We start from the raw sequence: 19,900 nt of genomic DNA on the forward strand, positions 1-19,900 counted from the left end.
GTAGTGCCGGCCGCTGGCCGGCATCCATGGCACCCTCGGCACCGACGGGTTGCCGGCCAGCGGCCGGCACCACCAGGAGACATCGCATGCAGGGCCAACCCGAGTACAGCGGCGGCTGCCAGTGCGGCGCGATCCGCTTCCAGGTGCGCGGTGCGCTGACCGACAGCTCGATCTGCCACTGCCGGATGTGCCAGAAGGCCTTCGGTGCCTATTACGCGCCGCTGGTGTCGGTGCGCGGCGTGCAGTTCAGCTGGACCCGCGGCCAGCCGCGTTACTTCCAGTCGTCCAACGTGGTCCGGCGGGGATTCTGTGCCGACTGTGGCACCCCGCTGACCTACGAGGCGCCCGACGGCGTGGCAATCGCTGCCGGCGCCTTCGACGAGCCCGAGCGCCTGCCGCCGACGATCCAGTACGGGGTGGAGCGCAAGCTGCCATTCGTCGATGCGCTGGGCGGCCTGCCGGCGCGGCGCACCGAGGACGACGTCGCCGCCCTCGAGTTCCTGGCCACGATCGTGTCCCACCAGCACCCCGACCACGACACCCCGCACTGGCCGCCGCGCAGCCGATGACCCACCTGTAGAGCCGGGCCCACGCTCGGCTGGCGGGTGGCCGCCGCCGCAGCGCCCGGCCCGCCGATGCTCTACCATAGCCACCCCCTTTCCGGTCCCCGCCCGCATGAGCAAGAACAGCCAGTGGATTGTCGGCGTCAACGCCGTCGCCTCCTCCATCGAGAACGACGCCGAGAACGTCCGCGAAGTGCTGGTCGAGGCCGGTGCGAAGAATCCGCGCCTGACCGAAATCGAGGAAAATGCCCGCCGCAAGGGCATCGACGTGCGCAAGGTGAACGCCCAGGCGCTGGATGGCGTGGGCGGTTCGGTGCGCCACCAGGGTGTGGCCGCGCGTTATGCCGCCGCCCGTACCTACAGCGAGAATGAGCTGGAAGGCCTGGTCACCGCGGCCGAGGGCAAGGCCCTGCTGCTGGTGCTGGACGAGGTGCAGGACCCGCACAACCTCGGCGCCTGCCTGCGCTCGGCGGCCGCTGCCGGTGCCACGGCGGTGATCATTCCCAAGGACAAGTCGGCCACGGTCAATGCCACCGTGCGCAAGACCTCGGCCGGTGCCGCCGATCGCATCCCGGTGGTGGCGGTGACCAACCTGTCGCGCTGCCTGAAGGACCTGCAGAAGCAGGGCGTGTGGATCTACGGCCTGGCCGGTGAAGCGACCGCCTCGCTGTACCAGCTGGACCTGAAGGGCAACATCGCGCTGGTGCTGGGCGGCGAAGCCGATGGCCTGCGCCGCCTGACCCGCGAGAACTGCGATGGCCTGGTCAAGATCCCGATGCCGGGCGAGATCGAAAGCCTGAACGTCTCCGTCGCCGCCGGCGTCAGCCTGTTCGAGGTCGTGCGCCAGCGCGGTTGATCGGCAGGAGGGATCGTGTCGGCCAAGGTCGACACCCACCGGTAGCCGCCAACCTTGGTTGGCGCTCCCAATGCCTCACCCCGCGCTGCCGCCCAGCGCCTTGAACAGGGTCACGTCGTTGTTCAGCTGGCCCTGGCGCACGCGCGCCAGCGACAGCTCGGCATCGCGCCGCGTCTGCTGTGCCTCCAGCCAGGTGCGCAGGTCGGTGGCACCCACGCGATAGCGCACTTCCTGCGCGCGCTCCACTTCCACCGCTTCGTCGTACGAGGCCTGCGAGGCCGCCACCTGGCGCGCCAGCTGCTCACGTGCCGACAGCGCGTTGTCCACTTCCGAGAGCGCGGTGTACAGCGTCTTGCGGAAGTTGGTGGCGGCGATCTGGTAGGCGGTGCCCGCGATGTCGGTATCCAGCTGCGCGCGCTGCAGGTTGAGGAACGGCAACGACAGGCCGGCGCCCAGCGTGGCCACCGGGTTGCGCAGCACATCACCCAATGACGTGGCGCTGGAACCGAGGCTGCCGGTCAGGCTCAGCGCCGGGTAGTACTGGGTGGCGGTCACCTTGATGGTCTTCAGGCTGTTGCGCAGGCGCAGTTCGGCCGCGCGCAGGTCGGGACGGCGGCCGAGCAGGTCGGTCGGCAGGCCCTCGGTGATGGCGGGACTGCGTGCGCCCAGCAGGTCCTGCGGTTCGTCCTGCTGCGGCCAGGGCGTGCCATCCAGCAGCACGGTCAGTGCATTGCGCGCCTCCACCCGCTGCTGTTCCAGCGCGCTCTGCGAGGAGCGCTGCGACTGCAGGTTCTGCAGTGCCTGGCGCACTTCCAGGCGCGATACCGCACCGGCGTCGAAGCGGGCCTGCACCAGTTCACGGGTGCGCTCCAGGCGCTCCAGGTTGGCCTGGCCGGTGGCGATCGACTGGTTGAGGTAGGCCAGGTTCCAGTACTGGTTGATGGTGTCGCCGATCACCAGCAGCGCGGTGTTCTGGCGGTCTTCCTCGCTCGCCTCGGCCTCCCAGCGGGCGATGTCGCGCTGGGTGCGCAGGCGACCCCACAGGTCCACTTCCCAGCCCAGCGAGACGCCGGTGGAGTAGCTGCGACGCCAGTCGTCAGCCTGGTCGGTGGCGCGGCTGGCGCTGCCGCTGACGCCGGATGACGACGGTTGCGGCCATAGCGCGTTGCTGGCCAGCCCGGCCTGCAGGCGCGAACGCTGCACCGCCAGGCCGGCGGCGGCCAGGTCACTGTTGGCGGCCAGTGCCTGCGCCACCAGGCGGTCCAGGCGTTCATCGCCGAAGCCGGTCCACCAGGTGTCCTGGCGGATGTCGCGGCCCGGTGTGTCCAGGCTGCTGCGCGGGTCGTCGGCCGGTGCGTTCAGGGTGGCATCGCCCCGGCCGTAGCTGGCCGCCACGTCCGGTTCCTTTATCGGATAGCGGCCGACCGACGCACAGGCCGACAGGGCGAGCAGCACGGCGCCAGCCAGCAGCAGGCGCGAGGGAGCAGGGAAGGGCAGTCGGGTCATCATCTTCATTCGCGGGCCAGGGCCTCCACCGGGTCGAGCTGCGCCGCGTTGCGTGCCGGCAGGAATCCGAACGCCACGCCGATCAGGGTCGAGCAGGCGAACGCAGCGATGATCGAGGCCGTGGAGAACAGCACCTGGAAGTCGCTGGCGAAGCGGCCGATCATCGAGCCCAGCAGCAGGGCCAGGCCGATGCCGAGCACGCCGCCGAGCAGGCACACCAGTACCGCTTCGATCAGGAACTGCTGGCGGATATCACTCTGGCGGGCGCCGACGGCCATGCGCACACCGATCTCGCGGGTACGCTCGGTCACCGAGACCAGCATGATGTTCATCACGCCGATGCCGCCGACCAGCAGTGCGATGGCGGCGATCGCGCCGATCAGCAGGGTCATCGTGCGCGTGGTCTGCTCGATGGTGTCGCGGATCTCGGCGCTGTTGCTGAGGAAGAAATCCTCGGTGCCGTGGCGCATCGTCAGCAGGCGGGTGATCGCCTCCTGCGCGGCATCCATCGGTGTGCTGTCATCCACACGCACGGTGATGCTGGATACGTGGCTCTGGCCCAGCATGCGCGACATCACCGTGGTGTACGGCACCCACACGCTCAGGCTGGTGCTGCCACCGAAACCGAAGCTCTGGCGCTTGGCCACGCCCACCACCCGCGCCGGCACGTTGCCGAGCAGGATCACCTGGCCGACCGGGTCGACATCGGGGAAGAACTGGGTCTGGGTATTCTCGTCGATCACCGCCACCTGGCCGAGGCCCTTCACCGCATCGGCATCGAAGAAGCTGCCGCTGAGCAGGGTCACGCCCTTGACCCGGAAGAACTGCTCGCCAACACCGCTGACCTGGGCGGTGGAGGACTGGTTGCGGTAGCGCGCGGTGACCGAGGTCGACACGCTGGGGGTGGCGCTGTCCACGTAGCTCTGCTTGGCCAGGGCGTCGGCATCGCTGGCCTTGAGCGTCTGCACGCGTGCCGAGCGCATGTCGCCGAAGCCGCGGCCGGGGTACACGTCGATGGTGTTGGTGCCCAGCGCGCTGATGTTCTGCAGGATCTGCTGCTGTGAGCCGTTGCCCAGCGCCACCACCGAGACCACCGAGGCAATGCCGATGATGATGCCGAGCATGGTCAGGAAGGTGCGCAGCCGATGTGCGTTCATCGCCAGCAGCGCCATGCGGAACGCTTCGGTGAAGCGGTCGCGTGCGGCGCGCCAGCTGTTGCCGTGGGAGACGCCGGTGCTGGCTTCGCGCTGCGCGCGGTAGCTCGGCGCGTCCGGATTGGCGCGGTCGGCGATGATCTCGCCATCGCGGATCTCGATGATGCGCTGTGCGTGCTGGGCCACGCTCATGTCATGGGTGACGATGATGATGGTGTGGCCTTCGGCGTGCAGCTCGCCGAGGATCGCCATCACTTCCTCGCCGGATTTCGTGTCGAGTGCGCCGGTCGGTTCATCGGCCAGGATCACCTCGCCACCATTCATCAGCGCGCGCGCGATCGATACGCGCTGCTGCTGGCCGCCGGACAGCTGGCCCGGCTTGTGGTGCATGCGGTCTCCCAGGCCCAGCCGCTGCAGCAGCTGCTCGGCACGCGCGTTGCGCACCGGGCCGGGACTGCCGGCGTACACCGCCGGCACTTCCACATTGCCGCGCGCATCCAGGTCGCCCAGCAGGTGGTAGCGCTGGAAGATGAAACCGAAATGCTCGCGGCGCAGCTCGGCCAGCTCGTCCGGCTCCATCTTTCCGGTTTCGCGGCCGGCCACCTGGTAGCTGCCGCGGGTCGGGCGGTCGAGGCAGCCGAGGATGTTCATCAGCGTCGACTTGCCCGAACCGGACTGGCCGACGATGGCCACCATCTCGCCGGCATGGATATCCAGGTTCACGTCGCGCAGCACGGCGATGACATCCTCGCCGGCCGGGAATTCGCGTCGCAGGTCGCGCAGGCGCAGCAGCGGCGCCGTCATGCTCATCGGCGCCCCATGCCCGGGCCACCGACCCGCATCTGCATGCCGCCTCGGTTGCCGCCGCCGGCGGCGCCGGCCGCGCTGGCTTCGCCGACCACCACGCGCTCGCCTTCCTTCAGCCCGGACAGGATCTCGGCCGATGCACCGTTGTTGATGCCCACGGTGACCTTGCGCGGCTGCGGCTGGCCCTTGTCGTCCAGCACCCGCACCGTGCGCTCATCGCCACGGCGCTTGGGGCCCAGTGCCACCGACGGCACCATCAGCACGCCCTTGGCCTGCTTCAGCAGCACCGAGACCTGCGCGGTCATGTCGATGCGCAGCGTGCCGTCCGGGTTCTCCACGTCGAACAGCGCGTTGTAGTAGACCGCGCTGCTGGAGCTGGAACTGGACGAGCTGCTGGAACTGGACGAGCTCTCGTTGGCGATCGAGGCCGGCGCCGGATTGATCTGGCGGAGCTTGGCGTGGTACTTGCGGTCCGGGTCGCCCAGCGTGGTGAAGTACACCGGCATGCCGGCCTTGATCTTGACCACGTCGGCCTCGGAGATCTCGGCATTGACGGTAACCACGTCCAGCCGCGCCAGCATGACGATGGTCGGTGCGGTCTGGTTGGCGTTGACGGTGCGGCCTTCCTCGGCCACCACCGCGACCACGGTGCCGTCCATCGGCGCGGTGATGCGGGTATAGGCCAGGTTGGCGCGGGCGGTGCCCAGCTCGGTTTCGCGGCCCTTGATCTGCGCCTCGTAGGACTGCAGCTGGGCACGGGCGGTCTTCAGCTGCGCCTCGGCGGCATCGTATTCCTGGCGCGAGGTGGCCTCGGCGGCCAGCATCTGCTGCTGGCGCGCGAACTCCAGTTCGGCCTGGCGCAGGGTGGCCTGCTGCACCGCGCGCTGGGCGGTGACCTGGTCCAGCGAGGCCTGCGCGTTGAGCACCTGGTTCTGCTGGGTGGTGGCGTCGATCTCGGCGATCAGGTCGCCTTCCTTCACCGTGTCGCCCAGCTGCACCTTCAGCGACTTGATCTGGCCCGAGGCCTGCGCACCCACGCTGACCAGCTTGTAGGCATCGATCACGCCGGTGGCCTCCACGGTCTGCTCGATGTCGCCGCGGCTGACCGGGGTGGTCGCCACCGCCGGGGCGGCAGGCTTGCGCAGCAGCCACCAGGCAGCGACGGCAACGGCAAGGGCGAGCAGGGCGATCAGTATCAGTCGACCCCGGCGGGTCGCGGGCAGCAGGCGGAAACTCACGTCGTGGCTTCACTCTCGGGGCCGCGGCAGCGGCGTTGGTGGGCATTGTGAAGATCGACCGGCAGGGGGCCAATCCTCGGGGTATGTCTCTATGTAACACTGTCGGTGAATACGCGTAACCACAGGTATCGCGGCCTCGGCTGGATACACTGGTACGCATTGCCCCGGATGCGGTTCAGCTGCCGACACGGGATGATCGCGACATGGAGACTGAAAACACGATGCATCGATTGCTGATCGTCGACGACGACAACGACATCCGGACCCTGCTGGCCGAACAGCTTGGCCGCGCCGGTTACCAGGTGAGCACGGCCGCCGATGGCACCGCCATGCGCCAGCTGCTGGACCGCGAGCACGTGGACCTGATCGTGCTCGACCTCAACCTGCCGCGCGAAGATGGCCTGACCCTATGCCGCGACCTGCGCGCGCGCTCGAACACGCCGGTGATCATGCTCACCGCGCGTGCCGAGCCGATCGACCGCGTGCTGGGCCTGGAAATGGGCGCCGATGATTACCTGGCCAAGCCGTTCGAGCCGCGCGAGCTGCTGGCGCGCATCCGCAACGTGCTGCGCCGCACCGAAGCGCTGCCGGCCAACCTGGAGCCGTTGGCGGTACGCCGCGCGCGCTTCTCGCGCTGGATATTCGACCTGGAGCACCGCCACCTGGTGGACCCGGACGATCGCGTGGTGGTGCTGTCCGGTGCCGAGTTCCGGCTGCTGCGGGTGTTCATCGCGCATGCCAACAAGGTGCTGTCGCGCGAGCAGCTGGTGGCGCTCAGCAGTGGCCGCAACTACGAGGCGCAGGACCGCGCGATCGACCTGCAGGTCAGCCGGCTGCGCAACAAGCTGGGCGACGATGGCGGGCCGGACGGCCTGATCAAGACGGTGCGCAACGAAGGCTACGTGCTGGCCTCGTCGGTCAACCTGGAATAGGTCGCGATGAAGCGCCTGCGCCATTTCCTGTCCTCGATGGTCGGGCGGCTGTTCGTGATCCTGCTGCTGGGCATGAGCGTGGCCGCGATCGGCGCGACCATGCTGGCCACCTCCAAGCGCCAGCAGGAGTTCGAGCGGCAGAACCTGAATCGCATCGCCGACCGCCTGCAGGGCTACGTCAACCTGCTGGACGGCAACCCCGAACTGCGCGAGCGGCTGCTGGAAGTCGGTGGCCCCAGCGTGCGTGCGCTGCTGCCGGGCGCGCGCCTGGGCCGGGCCGATACGGCCTTGATGGAAGTGCTCGATGACCGGCCCGGCCCGGTGTCGCGCGCGCACGTGCACTTCACTTCGTTCCGCTCCTGCATTCCGAAGCTGCAGGACCTGCTGCCGCCGCCGCCGCCCGGGCATCGCAAGCATCCGCGCGAGCGCGATCCGGCGTTCATTCCGCCCAAGTGCCGCGCGGTCGACGTAACCCTCAACGACGGTACGCTGCTGAAGCTGGCGCTGGACTCGCCAGCGGTGGCCCACAACGGCATCCTCGCCGTCGACCCGTGGTTCCTGACCCTGCTGGTACTGGCGATCGCGGTGCTGGCGTACATCGTCGCGCGCATGGCCAGCGCGCCGCTGCAGGAGCTGGCGGCCGCCGCCGAAGACCTGGGCGATGACCTGCAGCGGGATCCGCTGCCCCTGCGCGGACCGCGCGAAGTGCAGCGTGCGGCGGAAGCCTTCAACGCGATGCAGCACCGCCTGCAGCGGCATCTGGCCGAGCGCACGCAGATGCTGGCGGCGATCACCCACGACCTGCAGACCCCGCTGACCCGCCTGCGCCTGCGCCTGGAAAATGTCACCGACGAGGTGCTGCGCGAGCGCCTGATCGGCGATCTGGCGGCAATGCAGGCACTGGTGCGCGAAGGCCTGGAACTGGCACGCAGCGCCGAAAGTGCCGAGCAGCGTGCGGCGCTGGACCTGGATTCACTGCTGGAGAGCATCGTTGAAGATGCCGCCGAAGGCGGCGCCGATGTCGTCTTCGAAGGGGGGACCGGTGCGGTGCTGATGCTGCGCCCGCTGGCCATGCACCGCCTGTTCTCCAACCTGGTGGACAACGCGGTGATGTACGCCCAGCGCGTGCGGGTACGGGTGGAGCGCAGTGGCGGCGCGATCACCGTGATGGTGGCCGATGATGGCCCCGGGCTGGCCGAGGACCAGCTGGAAGCGGTGTTCGACCCGTTCGTGCGGGTGGAAACCTCGCGCTCGCGCGAAACCGGTGGTGCCGGCCTGGGGCTGACCATTGCCCGCGCGCTGGCCGAGAAGGATGGTGCGCGCCTGTGGCTGCGCAATCGCGCCGAAGGCGGACTGGAAGCCGTGGTGCAGTGGCCGGCCAGTGCGCAGGTGGTGCCGCCGGGCCGCGCCGGCTGAGTCGACGCGGGAGGGGCTGCATTCCGACAGGCCCCGCCGGATACTGACGCGATAGCCCTGCTTGCGGCGCGATAGGGCGAATGCGTCACGTGCGGTAATCGCCTGCGTTGCAAGGCGTTGCCTAGACGGTCGGGGCAATTGCGTCAGCGTTGAATTGCCTGCGCTGCGTGCGGCCCGTCACCTGAAGCCATCGAAGTTTCTCGCGGATGGCAGATGGCACGGATGTGGATCGTGGTCGGCGACGCCACCACGGGCGGCGGGCGGGTGCTGACCGGATCGTCGAATACGGATATCGAAGGCAAGGCCGTGGCCTGCGTGGGTGACAAGGCGACGTGTCCAAAGCATGGGGGCGCGTTCGAGATCGTCACCGGGGACCCGACGCTGATCGTCGATGGCAAGCCGATCGCGCGCGAAGGCGATTCGCTGGCCTGTGGCTGCAGGTTGCTCGGAGGCGCTCAGTCGCTGGTGTATGTGGTTGACGGCGGTGGCCGTGCGTCGGTCTCCGCGGCGCCTACCGCGCCGGCGGAGGTGAACCTGTGGAGCGCCAGGCCACCGTCCAGCGGTTTCGTTGCCCGCGATGTGGCAGCTACGCGCGAGGTCGTGCTGCATTGCCATTACGGCGACCTGGACTGTACGCCCGCGCGCGGTGTCAGTTACCGGGCGACCCTGTCCGATGGCCGCGTGTTCAGCGGCCATCTCGATGACGAAGGCCGTGCACGTCTGCCGCAGGTGAGCGTGGGGCCGGTGCAGGTGATCTACCAGCACGAGGCCGGCAGCACCGACTCGGCTGAGATTGAGGCCTGCCGCGAACGACTTCGCGCCGCCCTGCAGCGCATCGTGCAGCAGACCCGGCAGGATTTTGCTGCGGACTAGCGACAATGGAACAGTGCCAACGCTGCTCATCGGGCCTTCCTGATGGAGCTGAACCGCATCGAAGGCCAGACGAAGGGGGCATGGGACTGGGTCAGTGGCAGCGTGGAAACGGTGTGGCAACTGGCGGTGCTGCGCTTCAAGGCCGATGCGGAACTGCGCGAACTGAGCGGACTGCTGCTGGCAGGTGACTGGAACGGGCTGGATGCACGCATTGCAGGGCATCGTGCAGCAGGCGAGCAGGTGCTGGACAAGGCCAGTACGATCAAGGAGCAGCTGATCCTGCTGTTCGACGACGGCCCGACCTGGCAGCTGTTGGCGACGTTCCCCGCGTACTGGGCGAAGGCGGTACCGCCAGACGAGCTGCAGGAGTTGACCCAGCGTTACGGTAGCCAGTTTGCGCTCGATGTCGTTATCAGCGTGCTGCTGGGCGCGTTCAGCGCAGGCACGGCCGGAACCGCCTATGGCGGCGCAGCCTGGGCGGCCCGGATCGGGCGGCTGGGACAGCGTCTGGCAGCGCTGCTGGACGAGCTGGGTGAGGCGTTCACGGCATTGGCGCGGGCATTGCGCGCGCGCAAGCGTCGGCACACGGAAAGCCGGGCGCCGGATGCCGATGGGGTGGTGGAAACCCGGTTGCCGCGCACGCGCGCCGCAGGTGCTGCGTTCGGCGAGGCAAGAGCGCATCAGGCGATGCTGGACAAGGGACTGACGCCAGTGGGGAAGACCGATGGCGTGTATCGTCCGGGAGAGAATGGCATCGATGGGGTCTACAGCCACCCGGATCCGCCGCCTGACTATGTGATCACTGAAGCGAAGTACAACACGGGCCGTTTGGGTGGGCCGTACAGGGACGGTACGCGGCAGATGGATGATGAGTGGATTGGAAAGCGTCTAGAGGCGAAAGTTGGTAAGGATGAGGCAGAGAAGATTGTAGAAGCTCTGGAAGAGGGGCGCGTCGAGAAGCTTGTTGTCAGAGTGGCCGAAGACGGAACGGTTGGGACTGTCAGAATCGATTGATGACCGCTTCGGAGTCAATTAAGGGTTTGATCCAACAATGAAAATGCGAGATTCGCGCAAGAACAGAAGCTACTTTGACCGCTGGATCGAGCATGAGAGAGCCTCGATTCATCGAAAGGAATCGAGAATCGCGGGGGATGAACTGCCGCGCAAAGGGCGTGTTCTTGCTGCCTCAAGGCTTTTCGATTCAGTGTTGGGAGTGGTGGTAATGCGATATTCCCGAGGTGATGACATCGAATCAATCAAGGGTGAGGTGAGGTCGCTCCTTCCAGTGCGCGAGAAGATGAGCAAACTCTGCGATCTACTGGAGACCGGTGAGAGAAGTTACCGTTTCCAGTTCGAGGACATCCGGCAAGATCACTTCGTGCAATGGCTATGGTGGCTGGCTTTCGCGCTCTCGCTGGATATGGGGCGAGAGTACATTCAACGAAGCTTGAAGTTGCTGCGGATCGCCGGAAAAGACAAGCTCTTCGACGCGATCGCAGTTGCGCTGGGGGATGCGGGCCGGCCCGTTTCCACTGAGGTGTTGTATCGCCAATACCTCCCGCTCATGGAAGCAATCGCCTCACCGTCGGGCCGGCCCGGGCTCGTAAAGGAGTTCCTGGACGGCTGGTATGCAGGCAGCCGCAACGTGTACTGGCACGGGAATCACCGTGACGACGACAGCGGCTACATGGGCTACTGGGCCTTCGAGGCCGCGCTGGTCGTGATGCTGTTCGACATCGACGATTCGAGCTTCCGCGACCACGAGTACTACCCGGCCGATCTGGTAGCCCATTACAGGCGTCGTGCCGGTGACAGGACGTAGTTATCCCTCCGCTGAGGGGCCAGGCGAGGGGTCTTCTGGACCGGCCTGTGGTCACCGCCTGGGATCGGACGCTGCACCGGACCAAGCCCTCCCGCCGCAAACCCGCATCGCCTGCACGGCTGGATCTGAAAGCCAGCCGTTGTTGCCGCGGGCGTGGTCCATGGCTGATTAGGCGCGGCGGGCTGGCGTTTGCCCTATCATTCGCGCATCTCCCCAGACGCCCCCCGATGAGCCAGCCTGTTCCCGTCGGCACGCCGCCCCGCGTTGCCCGCGCGTTTCCGCACGCTGCCAGACCCCGCAGCCACCGCTGGCCACCGCCACTGCACTGATGGGCGGACAGGGGGACACGAGGCGCTGGGCGGAGCGCCGCGGATCATCATTCAGGCGGGCATTGCGGCAGGGGCTGCTGTGGCTGCTGCTGGCCGTGGCCGCGCCACTGGCGGCACAGGAAGGCGCGCCGCCGCTGCGGGACTACGCGATCGACGTCTGGACCTCGCGCAACGGCCTGCCGCACAACTCGCTGCGTGACATCGCGCAGACCCCGGAGGGGCATCTCTGGTTCGCCACCTGGGAAGGCCTGGTGCGCTACAACGGCCTGGATTTCACCGTGTTCGACCGCAGCACCCGCCCGGGCCTGCGCGACAACGGCATCGGCGCGCTCTACGTGGATCGCCAGGGCGGGCTGTGGATCAGCGATTCGCGCGGCAATGTCAGCCATCGCGGCAACGACGGCCAGTGGCGGGTGTGGGAGCACCAGGGCGATACCCCGCAGGTGCTGATCCAGTCCATGCAGATGGACAGCCAGGGGCGCCTGTGGCTGCTGTACGAAGGCAAGGGGCTCGGCTACCTGGTGCCGGACAAGGGCATCGTCTACCAGGCACCGGCGGCTGATCTGCCGATGGCGATGAGCTTCACCAAACTGGTGGTCGACGCGCAGGACCGGGTCTGGATCGGCACGCTCGATGGGCTGGTGCTGCGTGACAACGACGGTGTGCTCAAGCGCGCACCGGCCGCGTGGGGCCTGGGCGCGGGTACCGGGCTGTCGTGGCCGTACCGCGCTCCGGATGGCGCCCTGTGGATCGTCGCCGGCGAGCGCCTGTACCGGGTGGAGGACGATCAGCTGGTGCTGGTGCACCGCCTGCCGGGCCAGCTGCACATGACCGCGATGCTGCAGGACCGCCACGGCGACCTGTGGCTGGGTACCGAGAACCAGGGCCTGCTGCGGATCTCCACGCATGGGCTGGAGCGGCTGCCGGCTGGGTTGAACCTGCCCGGCGGGCGTGTTGTCAGCCTGCGCGAGGATGCGGAGGGCAGCATCTGGGTGGGTGCCAACGGCGGCCTGTACCGCCTGCGCGAGACACTGTTCAGCAGCTACACCGAGCGCGATGGCCTCAGTGGCGACTATGTGCGCACCGTGTTCGAGGACCGTGACCGCCAGTTGTGGGTCGGCAGCGCCAGCGGCCTGGACCTGCAGACGCCCGACGGCCGCTTCCGTCCCGTACCGCTGCACAACCGGGGGGGCAAGGCGCCGTCGGTCCTCAGCCTGGCGCAGGGCCCGGCGGGGGATCTGTGGGTCGGCACCTTCGGTGACGGCGTCTACAGCCTCGGCCCTGACGGCAGCCTGCGGCACAACTATGCGGCCGCCGATGGCATGCCGGGAGGCAACATCCGCGCGATCAGCGTGGATGCGCAGGGCGTGGTCTGGGCCGGCACGCAGAAGGGCGTGGTCCGCATCGACGGCGACCGCGTGCAGGTATCGAGCGTGCCGGGCATGCCCGGTGGCCTGATCACCGCGCTCGAGCATGACCACCAGGGCAACCTGTGGATCGGCACCATCGAAGGCATCCGCGTGCTGCGCGGCAACCACGTGCAGTCGATCGACCTGGCCCCGATGGGCGGCGGCCGCAGCGTGTTCGGCTTCCATCAGCTGGGCGATGCGATGTGGATCAGCAGTGACCGCGGCCTGTACCGCTGGCAGAACGGCCGGCTGGCGCGGGTGGGGCTGGAGCAGGGCATGCCGGTGGATGCGGTGTTCCAGCTGGTGCCCGATCGCCTTGGCAACGTGTGGGTCAGCAGCAATCGGGGCGTGCTGCGCACCGACATGGCCACGCTCAATGCGGTGGCCGACGGCCGCGCGCCGCGGGTGGTGGTGGAGCGCTACAACGAGATCGACGGCATGGCCAACGCGCAGGCCAACGGCAGTTCGGGCCCGTCGGCGATCCTGCGCCAGGATGGCACGTTCTGGGTGGTCACCGCGGGCGGGCTGAGCACGGTCGATCCGCAGCGCCTGCAGCGCTTCCGCGAACGCCCGTCACCGCCGGCGGCGATCGAGAGCGTGCAGGTGGATGGTGCGCCGGTGCATTGGGAAGGGCCCGACCGCAACTACATTCCGGGTGGCCGCCGCCTGGCGGTGAGCTACGTGGGCCTGAGCTACCTGATGTCCGACCGGATCCGCTACCGCACGCGGCTGGATGGGCTGGATGCCGGCTGGGTTGAACGCGGCCCGCAGCGCAGCGTCGAGTTCGTTGGCCTGCCACCGGGGGATTACACCCTGCACGTGGCCGCTGCGCACCCGGCGGGGGCCTGGGGCCAGCAGGAAGCGGTGTGGAGCTTCACCGTGGAGCCGTTCTGGTGGCAGCGCCGCAGCGTGCAGGCGCTGGGCGGGCTGTTGCTGCTGGCCGGCCTGGTGGCGTTGTACCGCCTGCTGCTGCAGCAGCTGAAGGCCAGCAACCTGCGCCTGGCCCGGCGCGTGGACGAAGCGACCTTCGACCTGCAGGCCAAGACCGTGCACCTGCAGGCGCTGAACCAGGAAAAGACCGAGCTGGCCGAGCGCCTGGCGCGGCAGGCCGAGGCCTTCGAGCGGCAGGCCCGCGAAGATGCCCTGACCGGGCTGGCCAATCGCCGCGGCTTCGATGAAACCCTGGCCCGCGACTTCGCCCGCTCGCAGCGCAGCGGTCATCCGCTGTGCCTGGTGGTGCTGGACATCGATCACTTCAAGGACGTCAACGACCGCCACAGCCACAGCATCGGCGATGCGGTGCTGGTGGAGGTGGCGCGACTGATCGCCGCGGCCAGCCGCGATTCGGACCTGCCCGCGCGCACCGGTGGCGAAGAGTTCGCGCTGCTGCTCAACGACACCCGCCTGGAAGAAGCCGCGCAGCTGTGCGCGCGCCTGCGCGGGCTGTTCCATGACCATCCGGACTGGGCCGGCGTGGACGGCCTGCGCGTGACCTTCAGCGCAGGCCTGGTGGAGCTGGACGCCGACGACCGCACCCCGGCGCTGCTGTACCAGCGCGCCGACCGCGCGCTATACCGGGCCAAGAGCGACGGCCGCGATCGTACGAGTATTGGTTGATCGCATCCACGCATGGCGTGGATGGATGGGATGCCCAACCGACAGTGCCGACCAACGGTCGGCACCCACCACGGAATTCACCCACGCAGACCTGTAGAGTCGAGCCATGCTCGACTATCGCGCGACAGCGCGGCGAAGTGTTGCTTCAGCGCGGCCAGGCGTTGGCAATCGTGCAGAACAAGCGCGCCGTCTGCTCGGTGTCGTACACCGCGCTGTGCGCTTCATTCGCGTCCCAGCCCAGCCCGGCGGCCGTGGCCGCACGTGCCAGCACGGTCTGCCCGTAGGCGATACCAGCCAGAGTGACCGTGTCGAACACGCTGAACGGATGGAACGGATTGCGCTTGTGACCGGTGCGCGCCACGGCCGCATTGACGAAACCGAGGTCGAAATGGGCGTTGTGGCCGACCAGGATCGCGCGCTGGCAGCCGTACTTCTTCATCGCGGCACGCACCGGGACGAAGATGTGGTCCAGTGCCGCTTTCTCTTCCTTGGCCAGACGGAACGGATGGTCGAGGATGATGCCGGTCACTTCCAGCGACTTCGGATCGATCTCCAGGCCCTCGGCCGGCACCACGTGTGCGCTGGCGGTCTGGCCGGGGTAAAGCAGGCCGTTCTCGTCCATCTCGATCGGCACGGCGGCGATTTCCAGCAGCGCATTGCGCTGGCTGTCGAAACCGCCGGTTTCCACATCGACCACCACCGGCAGGAAGCCGCGGAAGCGTTGTGACATCGCGCGCTGCGCCTGGGGAACTGCGGAATCGGGAGCGGCGGCAGGTGCGGGAGTGGGGTCAGTCATGCGTGAATTCTAGCAGAGCGCCCCCGAGCGCCCGGCTGGCCTGTGGCGCACGGGTTCCCTGCGCAGGAGCGTGTCGACCAGGGTCGACACCCACAGGAGCACCACAGCACCAGGTTCCCGGCAGGTGCCAACCCCTGGAACCCGGCAGGTGCCAACCTTTGGAACCCGGTAGGTGCCAACCTTGGTTGGCACAGCGCGCGCCGGACCCCGGTCGGTGCCTACCGGGCCGCGGGCCGGACCGTCATGCCCGATGGAAACCACCGTGCCAACCACGCATCCACGCTCAGCTTGCCGGCACCGGTGAAGATCAACGGCAGCAGCATTGCCATGAACAGCACCGGCAGCTTGAAGTTGCCGAAGCCCTGGTCGCTGATCGCATAGCCCATCGCAAGGTCGCCCAGTGAGTGCCATTCCATCGGCCAGTGCACGGCATACGTTGCCACCACCGTCAGCACCAGCAGGCCGGTGGCGGCGAAACGGGTGCCAAAACCGAACAACAGGCAGGCCGCGCCGAGTAGTTCGAACCAGGTGGCCAGCTGCCAGTTCAGGGCGGGCGGTAGTTGATCGAACGGGAACGGGAAGGCGTCCTGCAAGTCGGCGAACCAGTTCTGGCCCTGCAGTTTCTCGCGGCCGGATTCGAAGAATTCCCAGGCCAGCAGCAGGCGCAGGCCGAGCGGGGCCAACCAGGGGGCGAGACGGTCCAGCTGGCCGCGTGCGACGGCCAGGGTCGGAAGGTTCATCAGGGGATCTCCGCGGAAGGGGGTCAGGGAGGGGCGGGGAGCTGGCCGATCACGCCGGCCTGCAGGAACTGCCGCAGCAACGCGGCACCGGGTCCGGCCAGAGCGTCTTCGGCCAGGCCATGGGCGCCAGCCAGGTGCTGCAGGTAAGTGTGGCCGTCGAGCCCGGGTTGCTCGCCGATGCTGGCCAGCAGGTACACCGCCAGCGGGCTGAGCGCGGCGAACCGCACCTCGCCATCGGCTTCGCGGCGCACCAGCAGGCCGGTCGGTTCGACCGGTGGCTGCGTCGGCGCGTCTTCGGCACCGAGCCGATGCACCGGCCACTGGTACAGCAGCGGCCAGGCCAGCGGCGAGCGCTGCAGCGGCACCTGCAGCGGATCAATGTCGCCTGCGGGCGGCAGGGGCTCGGCGGCCAGCTGGTACAGCGCGGTTTCCACCCACTCGTAGTGGGCCAGTTCGGCCAGTGCCGGATGCGGCAGCTGCGGCTGCGCCTGCAGCCATTGCACGAACTCGGCGGCCAGCTCGGTGAACAACGGCGTCTGGCAGCGGTGGGTGGCGAAGTACTGGCGCACCAGCGCGCTCCAGGCCGGTTCGCCGAGCAGGCGCACGCAGACCGGGAAACCGTTGCTCAACAAGCCGAGCAGGTTGTTGAACAGCAGCCGCTGGTAGACCGCCACGCGACGCGGTTCCAGGCCTGCCGGCGCGGCCACCGCCTGCGGGTCGCGCAGGTGCGCGGTGAAGGCGTGCTGCTGCGCGCGCAGGGAATCGGGATCCTCAGCCATGGTTGCCACCGGCATGCGTGGCCTGCAGGCGGCGGATGGTCTGCAGCTCGCCCTGCAGTTCGGCATAGGGCGGGAAATTGAAGTCGCGTTCGAGCAGGGTCGGGCGCGCGCCGATGCGCGCATAGGTGCGCGCCAGCAGCTCCCAGACCGGATCGATCACCGCACTGCCGTGGGTGTCGATCTTCAGGTCCGGTGCTTCATCCAGGTGTCCGGCCACGTGCAGGCAGACGATGCGATCGGCGGGCAGCCCAGCAATGAAGGCGTCGGCATCGTAGCCGTGGTTGCAGGCGTTGACGTAGACATTGTTGACGTCCAGCAGCAGGTCGCAGTCGGCTTCTGCAAGCACGGCGTTGGTGAAGGCCAGTTCGTCCATGGCCGGCTCCGGTGCCAGGTAGTAGGACACGTTCTCCACCGCGATGCGTCGGCCCAGCAGGTCCTGCACGCGGGCGATGCGCGCGGCGGTATGGCGCACCGCTTCATCGGTGAAGGGGATCGGCAGCAGGTCGTACAGGTGGCCGTCGTCGCTGCAGTAACTCAGGTGCTCGCTGTACAGCGGCACGCGATGCTTTTCGAGGAAGTGGCCAACCTGCTCCAGCAGCTGGGTATCCAGTGGCGCGCTGCCACCCAGCGACAACGACAGGCCATGGCAGCTCAGCGGGTGGTGCTGCGCCAGTTCGGCCAGCGCGTCGCCGGCGGGCCCACCGACATGGATCCAGTTTTCCGGTGCGCATTCGAGGAAATCGAAGTCGCCGGCCGGTGCATCTCGCAGATCCTGCAGCAGCGCCCGGCGCAGGCCCAACCCGGCGGCCGCCGCGCGAAGCGGCGACCGCGGGTGGACGATGCTGGCGCGGACGTCAGTGCTTGCCACCGCACTTGCCTTCGCCGCACTTGCCTTCAGCCGACTTCTTGTCGCCGGTCTTGGCCTTGGCACCGGCGGCAGCACCGGCGGCCTTGCCCTTGTCGGCGCCGCACTTGCCTTCAGCACTCTTGCCGTCGGCGCCACACTTGCCTTCGGCGTGCTTGGTCGCGTCGGCGGCCATCTTGGTATCGGTGGCCTTGGCATCGGTGCTGGCCTTGGCAGCCTGGCCGGCCACCAGGTAGCCCTGGGCGAGGTCGCTCATGCTCAGGGCCGAGGCACTGGCGGTCATGCCCAGGCCGGCGGCCAGGGCGGTAGCAGTCAGCAGGGACAGGGTCTTGTTGGAACTGCTCATCGGTCGTGCTCCTGGGTGGTGTGGGCGGGTGCCCGGGTGGCCGGCAGGGGTGCCGGTGGAAACGATGGTGCAGCGATCCTACTCAACGAATCCTCGCCAAGACCTCAAATTTTCGTGAGGTTTGTTACAGAAGGGGAGACCGGTGGCCGGAACGCCCGGAAACAAGAAGGCCGCTGTCGCAAGGACAGCGGCCACCATGGAGTCAACTCACGTGTTGCAGTGCAGCGTCAGATCTGCCCGGTGCTGGAGGTCTCGTCGCGCTTCTCGCGCGGCGGCAGCGGCTGCTCGCCGTGCACCAGGAACCACACGTTCTCGGCGATGTTGGTGGCGTGGTCGCCCACGCGCTCCAGGTTCTTGGCCATGAACAGCAGGTGCGTGCACGGGGTGATGTTGCGCGGATCTTCCATCATGTAGGTCAGCAGCTCGCGGAACAGCGCGGTGTATTGCGCGTCGAGGCGGGCGTCGTCCTCGCGCAGCGCCAGCGCGGCGTCGGCGTCGTTGTCGCGGTAGGCGGCGATGGCGCGGCGCACCTGCTGCGCGGCCAGGCGGCCCAGCGCACGCAGGCCCTGGATCTGCGGCAGCGGCGGCACCTTGCCCAGCGCGATCGAACGCTTGGCGACATTGGCCGCATAGTCGCCGATGCGTTCGATGTCGGCCGGGATGCGCAGGCCGGCGAGGATCTCGCGCAGGTCGCGCGCCATCGGCCCGCGCAGCGCCAGGCGCATCACGTCGTGGCTGATCTGCTGTTCCAGCGCGTCGATGGCTTCATCGTTGGCGATGATGCGATGGGCGGCGTTCTCGTCGCGCTTCTCGATCACGTCCATCGCCGCTTCGAGCTGGGCGACGGCCATCTCGCCCATGCGCACGATTTCGGCCACCAGGCGCTGCTGCTCTTCGTCGTAGCTCTTGACGATGTGGTCGTTGGGAAGGTTCATGGTTGTTCCACTCTGTAGGGTCGAGCCATGCTCGACTGCCGTTGTCTGTAGAGTCGAGCCACGCTCGACTGACGTTTCAGCCGAAGCGACCGGTGATGTAGTCCTCGGTCTGCCGCTGCGACGGCTGCGAGAAGATCACTTCCGTGCGGTCGTGCTCGATCAGGTCGCCCAGGTACATGAAGGCGGTGTAGTCGGACACGCGCGCGGCCTGCTGCATGTTGTGGGTGACGATGACAATGGTGTACTCGTGCTTGAGCTCTTCCACCAGCTGCTCGATGCGGCTGGTCGAGATCGGGTCCAGCGCCGAGGTCGGCTCGTCCAGCAGCAGCACCGACGGGCGCAGGGCCACGGCTCGGGCGATGCACAGGCGCTGCTGCTGGCCACCGGACAGGCCCAGCGCGCTCTGGCCCAGCTTGTCCTTCACTTCGTCCCACAGCGCGCCCTGGCGCAGCGCCTGCTCGACACGGTCGGCCATGTCGGCCTTGCTCAGCTTCTCGTGGTGGCGGATGCCGTAGGCCACGTTCTCGAAGATGGTCATCGGGAACGGCACCGGCTTCTGGAACACCATGCCGACCTTGCTGCGCAGGCGGTTCATCGGGTACTTCGGCGACAGGATGTTCTCGCCGTCCAGCAACACCTCACCGCGCGCTTCCAGCTTCGGGTACAGCGCGTAGATGCGGTTGAAGATGCGCAGCAGGGTCGACTTGCCGCAACCGGACGGACCGATCAGCGCGGTCACGCGCTTTTCCGGAATCTCCAGGTTGATGCCCTTCAGGGCGTGGAACTTGTCGTAGTAGAAGTCCAGTCCACGCGCGGCCAGCTTGACCGGCGACGGCGTGTGCAGGCTCTCGTGCGAGGACGGCACGGCGATGCGCTGCATCGGCACGGCATTGGAAAGGTCGTTCATGGCGTTATCC

General features: G+C 68.0%; 18 protein-coding genes. 8 read left to right on the plus strand and 10 right to left on the minus strand.

Annotation, left to right across the window (positions count from 1 at the left end):
* Nucleotides 1-86 precede the first annotated feature (86 nt).
* Together AC5P7U_RS08700 and rlmB are read left to right on the plus strand one after the other, a co-directional pair.
* A complete protein-coding gene (locus tag AC5P7U_RS08700; protein WP_049456573.1) occupies nucleotides 87-569 on the plus strand; it encodes a GFA family protein in 483 nt (160 codons plus the stop codon).
* Between the two features lie 106 nt (nucleotides 570-675).
* Nucleotides 676-1,419, plus strand: a complete 744-nt coding sequence (gene rlmB, locus AC5P7U_RS08705) for a 23S rRNA (guanosine(2251)-2'-O)-methyltransferase RlmB (RefSeq protein WP_006427854.1) — start codon at nucleotides 676-678, stop codon at nucleotides 1,417-1,419.
* 75 nt (nucleotides 1,420-1,494) lie between these two features.
* Here the strand turns inward: rlmB and AC5P7U_RS08710 are convergent, their stop codons facing one another.
* The 3 genes from AC5P7U_RS08710 to AC5P7U_RS08720 are packed head-to-tail and all read right to left on the minus strand — an operon-like array spanning nucleotide 1,495 to nucleotide 6,124.
* The gene (locus AC5P7U_RS08710) at nucleotides 1,495-2,934 is read right to left on the minus strand and encodes a TolC family protein (RefSeq protein ID WP_053449236.1); all 1,440 of its coding nucleotides are present in this window, start codon (nucleotides 2,932-2,934) and stop codon (nucleotides 1,495-1,497) included.
* Nucleotides 2,931-4,889 carry a MacB family efflux pump subunit gene (locus tag AC5P7U_RS08715; RefSeq protein ID WP_006427858.1) on the minus strand — a complete coding sequence of 653 codons (1,959 nt, stop codon included), beginning with the start codon at nucleotides 4,887-4,889 and terminating at the stop codon, nucleotides 2,931-2,933. The genes AC5P7U_RS08710 and AC5P7U_RS08715 overlap by 4 nt, the downstream gene beginning before the upstream one ends.
* Complete coding sequence (locus tag AC5P7U_RS08720) at nucleotides 4,886-6,124, minus strand: efflux RND transporter periplasmic adaptor subunit (protein ID WP_053511439.1); 1,239 nt, start codon at nucleotides 6,122-6,124, stop codon at nucleotides 4,886-4,888. Before AC5P7U_RS08720 ends, AC5P7U_RS08715 begins: the two co-directional genes overlap by 4 nt.
* A gap of 203 nt (nucleotides 6,125-6,327) precedes the next feature.
* Here AC5P7U_RS08720 and AC5P7U_RS08725 point away from each other — a divergent pair, with 203 nt between their 5' ends.
* The 6 genes from AC5P7U_RS08725 to AC5P7U_RS08750 all read left to right on the plus strand — a co-directional run bounded on the left by AC5P7U_RS08725 (nucleotide 6,328) and on the right by AC5P7U_RS08750 (nucleotide 14,522).
* Nucleotides 6,328-7,056, plus strand: coding sequence for a response regulator (locus tag AC5P7U_RS08725; RefSeq protein ID WP_006427862.1), 729 nt, complete (start codon nucleotides 6,328-6,330; stop codon nucleotides 7,054-7,056).
* 6 nt (nucleotides 7,057-7,062) lie between these two features.
* The gene (locus AC5P7U_RS08730) at nucleotides 7,063-8,472 is read left to right on the plus strand and encodes an ATP-binding protein (RefSeq protein WP_006427864.1); all 1,410 of its coding nucleotides are present in this window, start codon (nucleotides 7,063-7,065) and stop codon (nucleotides 8,470-8,472) included.
* Between the two features lie 213 nt (nucleotides 8,473-8,685).
* Nucleotides 8,686-9,345, plus strand: coding sequence for a PAAR domain-containing protein (locus AC5P7U_RS08735; RefSeq protein WP_006427866.1), 660 nt, complete (start codon nucleotides 8,686-8,688; stop codon nucleotides 9,343-9,345).
* A 42-nt stretch (nucleotides 9,346-9,387) separates the two neighbouring features.
* Nucleotides 9,388-10,359: a DUF1761 domain-containing protein gene (locus tag AC5P7U_RS08740; RefSeq protein WP_006427868.1), complete on the plus strand. Its 972-nt coding sequence runs from the start codon at nucleotides 9,388-9,390 to the stop codon at nucleotides 10,357-10,359.
* Nucleotides 10,360-10,396: 37 nt separating this feature from the next.
* Nucleotides 10,397-11,167: a PoNe immunity protein domain-containing protein gene (locus tag AC5P7U_RS08745; RefSeq protein WP_197564108.1), complete on the plus strand. Its 771-nt coding sequence runs from the start codon at nucleotides 10,397-10,399 to the stop codon at nucleotides 11,165-11,167.
* A 328-nt stretch (nucleotides 11,168-11,495) separates the two neighbouring features.
* Nucleotides 11,496-14,522, plus strand: a complete 3,027-nt coding sequence (locus AC5P7U_RS08750; RefSeq protein WP_495221002.1) for a two-component regulator propeller domain-containing protein — start codon at nucleotides 11,496-11,498, stop codon at nucleotides 14,520-14,522.
* Nucleotides 14,523-14,667: 145 nt separating this feature from the next.
* Here AC5P7U_RS08750 and rnt read toward each other — a convergent pair whose 3' ends face one another.
* From rnt to pstB, 7 genes are all read right to left on the minus strand, one after another.
* Nucleotides 14,668-15,318, minus strand: a complete 651-nt coding sequence (gene rnt / locus AC5P7U_RS08755) for a ribonuclease T (RefSeq protein WP_006428023.1) — start codon at nucleotides 15,316-15,318, stop codon at nucleotides 14,668-14,670.
* A 218-nt stretch (nucleotides 15,319-15,536) separates the two neighbouring features.
* On the minus strand, nucleotides 15,537-16,058 hold the full coding sequence (locus AC5P7U_RS08760) for an HvfX family Cu-binding RiPP maturation protein (RefSeq protein WP_197564110.1): 522 nt from the start codon (nucleotides 16,056-16,058) through the stop codon (nucleotides 15,537-15,539).
* Nucleotides 16,059-16,081: 23 nt separating this feature from the next.
* Nucleotides 16,082-16,837, minus strand: a complete 756-nt coding sequence (locus AC5P7U_RS08765) for an HvfC family RiPP maturation protein (RefSeq protein ID WP_006428025.1) — start codon at nucleotides 16,835-16,837, stop codon at nucleotides 16,082-16,084.
* Entirely contained in the window at nucleotides 16,830-17,705 is an 876-nt protein-coding gene (locus tag AC5P7U_RS08770; RefSeq protein ID WP_414554906.1) for an HvfB family MNIO-type RiPP peptide maturase, read from the minus strand. Before AC5P7U_RS08770 ends, AC5P7U_RS08765 begins: the two co-directional genes overlap by 8 nt.
* The gene (locus AC5P7U_RS08775; protein WP_049456565.1) at nucleotides 17,692-18,048 is read right to left on the minus strand and encodes a hypothetical protein; all 357 of its coding nucleotides are present in this window, start codon (nucleotides 18,046-18,048) and stop codon (nucleotides 17,692-17,694) included. Before AC5P7U_RS08775 ends, AC5P7U_RS08770 begins: the two co-directional genes overlap by 14 nt.
* A 227-nt stretch (nucleotides 18,049-18,275) precedes the next feature.
* Complete coding sequence (phoU, locus tag AC5P7U_RS08780; RefSeq protein ID WP_006428132.1) at nucleotides 18,276-18,983, minus strand: phosphate signaling complex protein PhoU; 708 nt, start codon at nucleotides 18,981-18,983, stop codon at nucleotides 18,276-18,278.
* Between the two features lie 76 nt (nucleotides 18,984-19,059).
* On the minus strand, nucleotides 19,060-19,890 hold the full coding sequence (gene pstB / locus AC5P7U_RS08785; RefSeq protein ID WP_005408788.1) for a phosphate ABC transporter ATP-binding protein PstB: 831 nt from the start codon (nucleotides 19,888-19,890) through the stop codon (nucleotides 19,060-19,062).
* Nucleotides 19,891-19,900 lie beyond the last annotated feature (10 nt).

The organism is Stenotrophomonas sp. YJH_SMC_57, assembly GCF_059369755.1.

Coding starts and splice junctions, on each gene's coding strand:
- AC5P7U_RS08700 (WP_049456573.1), top strand. CDS start 87: ATGCAGGGCCAACCCGAGTACAGCGGCGGCTGCCAGTGCGGCGCGATC.
- rlmB (WP_006427854.1), top strand. CDS start 676: ATGAGCAAGAACAGCCAGTGGATTGTCGGCGTCAACGCCGTCGCCTCC.
- AC5P7U_RS08710 (WP_053449236.1), bottom strand. CDS start 2,934: ATGAAGATGATGACCCGACTGCCCTTCCCTGCTCCCTCGCGCCTGCTG.
- AC5P7U_RS08715 (WP_006427858.1), bottom strand. CDS start 4,889: ATGAGCATGACGGCGCCGCTGCTGCGCCTGCGCGACCTGCGACGCGAA.
- AC5P7U_RS08725 (WP_006427862.1), top strand. CDS start 6,328: ATGGAGACTGAAAACACGATGCATCGATTGCTGATCGTCGACGACGAC.
- AC5P7U_RS08730 (WP_006427864.1), top strand. CDS start 7,063: ATGAAGCGCCTGCGCCATTTCCTGTCCTCGATGGTCGGGCGGCTGTTC.
- AC5P7U_RS08735 (WP_006427866.1), top strand. CDS start 8,686: ATGGCACGGATGTGGATCGTGGTCGGCGACGCCACCACGGGCGGCGGG.
- AC5P7U_RS08740 (WP_006427868.1), top strand. CDS start 9,388: ATGGAGCTGAACCGCATCGAAGGCCAGACGAAGGGGGCATGGGACTGG.
- AC5P7U_RS08745 (WP_197564108.1), top strand. CDS start 10,397: ATGAAAATGCGAGATTCGCGCAAGAACAGAAGCTACTTTGACCGCTGG.
- AC5P7U_RS08750 (WP_495221002.1), top strand. CDS start 11,496: ATGGGCGGACAGGGGGACACGAGGCGCTGGGCGGAGCGCCGCGGATCA.
- rnt (WP_006428023.1), bottom strand. CDS start 15,318: ATGACTGACCCCACTCCCGCACCTGCCGCCGCTCCCGATTCCGCAGTT.
- AC5P7U_RS08760 (WP_197564110.1), bottom strand. CDS start 16,058: ATGAACCTTCCGACCCTGGCCGTCGCACGCGGCCAGCTGGACCGTCTC.
- AC5P7U_RS08765 (WP_006428025.1), bottom strand. CDS start 16,837: ATGGCTGAGGATCCCGATTCCCTGCGCGCGCAGCAGCACGCCTTCACC.
- AC5P7U_RS08775 (WP_049456565.1), bottom strand. CDS start 18,048: ATGAGCAGTTCCAACAAGACCCTGTCCCTGCTGACTGCTACCGCCCTG.
- phoU (WP_006428132.1), bottom strand. CDS start 18,983: ATGAACCTTCCCAACGACCACATCGTCAAGAGCTACGACGAAGAGCAG.
- pstB (WP_005408788.1), bottom strand. CDS start 19,890: ATGAACGACCTTTCCAATGCCGTGCCGATGCAGCGCATCGCCGTGCCG.